We start from the raw sequence: 5,787 nt of genomic DNA, 5'->3' as shown, positions 1-5,787 counted from the left end.
GAGCGCGATGTCCTTCATCCTTTGCAGCACGGCATCGGTGCGCTCCAGCGAGGAACCCTCGGGCAGCTTCACGCCGGCGATCAGATAGAGCTTGTCCTGGGTCGGAATGAAGCCACGCGGCACGGCGTTGAACATCAGCCCGGTGCCGGCCAGCAGCACGACATAGACCATGAATACCACACCGCGTCGCCCGAGCGTGCGCGAAACGGCGCCCTGGTAGGTGTCTGAGCTCGCCTTGAAAAAGCGGTTGAACGGCCGGAAGAACCAGCCGAGCAGGCGTTCGATCAGGCGCGAAAGCATATCCTTCGGCGCGTTGTGCGAATGCAGCAATTTGGCGGCGAGCGCCGGCGACAAGGTCAGCGAATTGATCGCCGAGATCACGGTCGAGATCGCGATCGTCACTGCGAACTGCTTGTAGAAGGTGCCGGTGACGCCGGTCAGGAACGCCATCGGCACGAACACCGCGCACAGCACGAGCGCGATCGCGACGATCGGCCCGGATACTTCGGTCATCGCCTGGTGCGCGGCCTCAAGCGGCGTGCGGCCTTCCTCGATGTTACGCTCGACATTCTCGACCACGACGATCGCGTCATCGACGACGATGCCGATCGCGAGCACCAGGCCGAACAGCGAGAGCGTGTTAATGGAAAAGCCGAGCAGATAGAGCACGGGGAAGGCGCCGACGACCGACACCGGCACGGCGATCAATGGAATGATCGAAGCGCGCCAGGTTTGCAGGAACAGGATCACCACCAGCACGACCAGCGCGATCGCCTCGAACAGCGTGTGAATGACGGCCGCGATCGATTCTCGCACGAAGATCGTGGCATCATAATCCGATCGGTAGCTCACGCCGGGCGGGAACTGCCTGGCGAGTTCGTCCATCTTCGCGATCACCGCGTCCCGCGTCGCCAGCGCGTTGGCGCCGGGCGCCTGGAACACGCCGATGATGGACGTGTTGTAATGGTCGAGTTGGCCACGCAGGGTGTAGTCGCTGGCGCCAAGCTCGATGCGTGCGACGTCGGAAAGCCGCACGACCTCGCCGTTCGAGCCGGTTTTCAGCACAACATCGCCGAACTCCTGCGCCGTGCGCAGGCGGCCCTGCGCGTTGATCGCAATCAGGAAATCGCTGCCGCCCTTGATCGGTTCGGCGCCGAGCTGGCCGGCCGAGACCTGGATATTCTGCTCCTGGATGGCCCGCACCACGTCGCCCGCGGTCATGCCGCGGGAAGCGATCTCGTTCGGATCGAGCCAGACGCGCATCGCATAGTCGCCACCGCCGAACAGCCGTATTTGGCCGACGCCGGGAATGCGCGCGAGCTGGTCCTTGACCCGGATATTGGCGTAGTTGCGCAGGTAAAGCGCATCATACTTGCCGTCCGAGATCAGCGTGATCAACGTGAGGAAGGCCGGTGACTGCTTCTGCGTTGTCACCCCGAGGCTGACAACTTCCGACGGCAGGCGCGATAGCGCCTGGGAAACGCGATTCTGCACGTCCACCTGCGCCTTGTTCGGATCGGTGCCGGGGGCGAAGGTGATCGTCATCTGCAGTACGCCATCGGAGCCGGCTACCGACTTCATGTACATCATGTCCTCGACGCCGTTGATCTGCTCCTCCAGCGGAGACGACACGGTCTCGGCGATGACCTTGGGGTTGGCGCCCGGATAGGTCGCCTGCACGACGACAGTGGGCGGAACGACCTCGGGATATTCGCTGATCGGCAATAGCGGGATCGCGATCGCACCGGCGACGAAGATCACGATCGACAGCACCGCCGCGAAGATCGGGCGATCGATGAAGAACCTGGAGAAGAAGTCCAAGGATGCGTCTCCTTGCGGGTTACGACTGGGGCCGAGCGCTCATCGCAACTAGGTTGGGTTTGACCTTGGTGTCCGGTGCGAAGATCTTCTGGAGACCGGCGACAATGACCCTGTCATTCGCATCGAGGCCGGACTGCACTACCCGCAAGCCGTCATGGACGCTGCCAAGCACGATGTCCTTGCGCTTGATCTTGTCCTCCGGTCCAAGGACATAGACGTATTTGCGATCCTGATCGGTCATGATGGCCTTGTCATCGATCAGCATCGCCATGTATTCGGCGCGCCCTTCGAGCTGCACGCGCGCATAGAGGCCGGGCACGAACACGCCGTCGGGGTTCGGCACCGTCGCGCGCACGTTGATGGTGCCGGTCGCCGCATCGACCTGGTTGTTGACGAAGTTCATCGTGCCCGAATGCGGAAAGCCGGTTTCGCTGGCGAGGCCCACGCGCACCGGGTTGTCCGAGTTGGCGCGTTCGCCCTTGCGGGCGAGCTCGCGATAGCGCAGGAAGGACTGCTCGTCCGGCTGGAAGTAGACATAGACTGGATCCTGCGAGACGACGCTGGTGAGCACGGTCTGGTCGGCCTGGACGAGGTTGCCGAGCGTCAGCAGTGCGCGGCTGACTCCACCGGCAATCGGCGAACGCACCTCGGTGAAGTCGAGATTGAGCTTGGCGGTGGCCAGCGCCGCTTCGGCCGCATGCACGTCGGCGCTGGTCTGTCCCAGCGCGGCGCTGCGCGTGTCGTAGGTGTCGATCGAGATCGCGTCGGTCTTGACCAGCGATTCCGCGCGCTTGTGCTGCGCCTCGGCGAGCTGCGCCGATGCGTGTGCGCGTTCGAGCTGGGCTACCGCGCTGTTATAGGTGGCGCGGTAGGGACGCGGATCGATCACGAACAGAAGGTCGCCCGCTTTGACCGTGTCACCCTCCTTGAAGGCGATGCGGTCAATATAGCCGCTGACGCGCGGACGTATGTCAACCGCGCCGATGGCCGCGATTCGCCCGCTGAATTCGTCCCACTGGCGTACGGATTTGGTTGCGACCTGGGCCGCATCGACTTCGGGCGGCGGAGGCGGGGCTTCCGCCTGGCTGTTGCTGCAAGCGGTGATGACGGCGGCCATGACCACGATGGCAATGGCGGAAAGACCGGCACGCAGCGACACGAGCAAGTAATGGCGGTGTGGCACGAGTGTCCTCTTGACTGGCGGGATCGGATAGGCGGTAGCTCACGCCTTCGGGCTTCTTATGCATTTCGACATTCACCTCGGCTTGGCGGGGACCGGCGGCACTAGTAGTGATGTCTTTTCAAGCTGAAGCTAACTTCAACTTAAAAAAAAGCAAGAGGAATATTTGCGCCGATCCACTTTTGTGCTACTGACGATTTTACCGCCAGTGCATTAAACGGGGTTTTGCAGTCCATGGATATTCCCAACCGATCGCGAGCGAACCACGCGGTCCGGTACGTGTGCCCGGAATGGACTTGGCCCGCCGATGAGCTGATCCACATCCGAGAGATGTCCGAGCGCACCTCCGTGCCGGCATCGTCGCTGCGTTACTACGAGAAGCTCGGCCTGATCACTTCCGAACGCGAGACGAGCGGGAGCCAGCGCCGCTACAGCAAAGCGACCTTTTACAAGATCATCTTGATCACGCTCGCGCAGAGCGCGGGCTTCAACCTCGATGAAATCGCCGAGCAACTGAGGAACCTACCGGATATCCATCCGTTACCGCCGAAGGTCTGGGGGCCGCTGCACAAGCTATGGGAGCGGCGCATCGATCAGCGCGTCGCCGAGCTCAAGCAATTGAAGATCAATTTGAGACGCTGCACGCGCGACGCCTCGCGCTGAGCGCTGCGACCGCTGGCCACCGGTTCAGCCAGATCTAGTCGATCAACTTCGAAGAGAAACCGGATAGACTTACATCTAAACGGAAAGCAAGCGGCACGGCGATTTGCCCTCAGCGCTAATAATACGGCGGGCTCGATCTCTGCGCTTGCGCAATCATCATATCCAGCATGTCTCCGACCGCGCTGCCTGCAACCTCAAGGCTTCTTTCCACGTCGGCTATCAGGGGGTAGACCGGAAATGACTGGCCTGCGGCTCGCAAGCAGGCTTTGGAAACTGTGCCCCGGCAGGCCGTCGTCAGCATATATTTGGACGCAAGGAGGTGCGATATGGCGACAACAGCTACCCAAGGCGTTCTTGACACGACGGCGGCGGAGTTCCGGCTTCCGGCCACCGATGGCAAGACTTACGCACTGGACGACGTTGCGGGCGAAAAAGGCACAGTCGTCGTCTTCATCTGTAACCATTGCCCCTATGTCAAAGCGGTGATCGACCGCATGGTTTCGGACGCCCGCGTACTGATGTCGGAGGGCGTAGGCTTTGCAGCGATTTGCTCGAACGATGCGGCGAGCTATCCCGAAGACTCATTTGAGAATATGAGGCGTTTCGCGAAAGCTCATGATTTCCCGTTTCCATATCTCCACGACGAGACCCAGTCAGTCGCTCGAGCGTTTGGAGCGGTCTGTACGCCGGACTTCTTCGGTTACAATGCCGACCGCAAGCTCAAGTATCGCGGCCGGCTCGACGAAGGCCGCACAACTCCGCCTCGCGCGGGGGTGCCCCGGGAGCTTGTCGAGGCCATGCGTGCTATTGCGACCACCGGTGTGGCACCGGCTGACCAAAAGGCGTCTATTGGCTGCTCGATCAAATGGAAGGACGAATAAAGCTGAGTCCTGTCCTAAGCGCCCCACCGACTAAAGAAAGCGACCCTTTTTGCACGTCGGCTACTCTTCTGCCGTTACGGCCTTGCAGGCGAAACACATTTCAAGCGCCCGTCGCAACGCTGCTTCCAACGGAGCCTTCTCCTTCTCCCAATGTGCGATTTCGGCGCGCGACCTTTCCTCGAGAGCTTCGGATCTGGGCTTGGATGTCCACAGCGTTCTTTTCGTGCTTCCGAAGAGCAGCATCCAAGGCGCTTTGCGCCTTGGCGACCGCTCGCTGCCGTCGCTCTCGTTCCTTTTGCTGGGCGGCCTCTTCCTTCGCGCGTTCGGCGCCGGGCTGCGTCACGCGTTGCTCTGTGCGACTTATTCTCGAAGTCCCACGTTATCCACCTTTCCCCTGCTCCCCCTTGATGGCCTTTCGAACGACAGATACCGTCTTCGGCCATCCCAACGCAGCCAACATTTGGAATGGCCGCTTTGCGCCATAAGCGGTCGTTCATACCCAACGCACATCACGCTTCGGCGACTCTGGCTGCAACAGAACCGAGACGCTTCGAAAGCATCGCCCGGGGTTGACAGGCACCATCCTGCCGAGAGCGCCCGACAAGGCGATTTCGCCAGCACGTAACGGCCGGCTCCGCAAGGTTCTTTCAAGCCTTCGTGAAGCGTAGCGCCTGATGGTTGTACACAGTCTCGTCCGAATCTATCTCCAACAAAGGAAACACTCAGCGAACAGCGGGGCGCTGTTCAGTTGGTTTTGAATCTCTGATGCCCCCGAACAATGCCTTCGCATCCCAGGTCCTGCCTCCCCGCTCATCTGCTTCGGTACTACTGACTAAAGGCGTCACGCGCCTCGAAGGCACGCTGAAACACACGACCGCGATCCTCGCGCTCGCGGCCGGCGTCTATACCTTTCTCGGGGTTCGCGAACTATTGAATGGCAGTCCGGGCATGGTGTTGTTTGCCGCGGTGATCTATTCGGTCGCGGTATCCGTCGGCATCTATGCGTTCTGGGTGTTCCTGATGCATTTCATGCCGCATGTGACCTTGCGCAGCGGCCGCGGCCTGATGTTCGGCTGCCTGCTGCTGGGTTCGCTGATGATTGTGGCGATGTCGTCATGGCTCAACGCCTCGGCGCTCGCCGGCGCCGCCGCGATCCAGCAGCATCTCGCCATCACTGTACAAGACTATACCCGCGATCTCGATACTGCCAACACCAACGCCATCGCAGCCCAGGGATTGTTG

4 protein-coding genes and 1 pseudogene are annotated in these 5,787 nt (G+C 61.1%); 3 read left to right on the top strand and 2 right to left on the bottom strand.

From position 1 onward, the window contains the following. Together VNX23_RS00620 and VNX23_RS00615 are read right to left on the bottom strand one after the other, a co-directional pair. On the bottom strand, window positions 1–1,821 hold a 1,821-nt coding region (locus tag VNX23_RS00620; RefSeq protein ID WP_325626926.1), incomplete at its 3' end, for an efflux RND transporter permease subunit. A gap of 19 nt (window positions 1,822–1,840) precedes the next feature. Next, complete coding sequence (locus VNX23_RS00615; RefSeq protein WP_414642926.1) at window positions 1,841–2,938, bottom strand: efflux RND transporter periplasmic adaptor subunit; 1,098 nt, start codon at window positions 2,936–2,938, stop codon at window positions 1,841–1,843. A gap of 393 nt (window positions 2,939–3,331) precedes the next feature. On the opposite strand from VNX23_RS00615, the gene VNX23_RS00610 reads away from it, so the two are divergent. The 3 genes and pseudogenes from VNX23_RS00610 to VNX23_RS00600 form a co-directional block, all read left to right on the top strand. Then, window positions 3,332–3,664 (top strand): MerR family transcriptional regulator, encoded by a 333-nt coding sequence (locus VNX23_RS00610; protein ID WP_325626922.1) that lies wholly within the window; start codon window positions 3,332–3,334, stop codon window positions 3,662–3,664. A 326-nt stretch (window positions 3,665–3,990) separates the two neighbouring features. Next, a complete protein-coding gene (locus tag VNX23_RS00605; RefSeq protein WP_325626920.1) occupies window positions 3,991–4,545 on the top strand; it encodes a thioredoxin family protein in 555 nt (184 codons plus the stop codon). Window positions 4,546–5,310: 765 nt separating this feature from the next. Beyond that, window positions 5,311–5,787, top strand: a pseudogene (locus tag VNX23_RS00600) (hypothetical protein); the annotation flags it as partial.

It is taken from the genome of Bradyrhizobium sp. (assembly GCF_035570375.1).
Lineage (GTDB): Bacteria > Pseudomonadota > Alphaproteobacteria > Rhizobiales > Xanthobacteraceae > Bradyrhizobium.
Note: the sequence above shows the minus strand (reverse complement) of the source record. Positions and strands in the feature narration are given on the sequence as shown.

Excerpts from the sequence above, each read along its gene's own strand:
- VNX23_RS00610 (WP_325626922.1), top strand. The coding sequence starts at position 3,332 with ATGTCCGAGCGCACCTCCGTGCCGGCATCGTCGCTGCGTTACTACGAG.
- VNX23_RS00605 (WP_325626920.1), top strand. The coding sequence starts at position 3,991 with ATGGCGACAACAGCTACCCAAGGCGTTCTTGACACGACGGCGGCGGAG.
- VNX23_RS00615 (WP_414642926.1), bottom strand. The coding sequence starts at position 2,938 with ATGGCCGCCGTCATCACCGCTTGCAGCAACAGCCAGGCGGAAGCCCCG.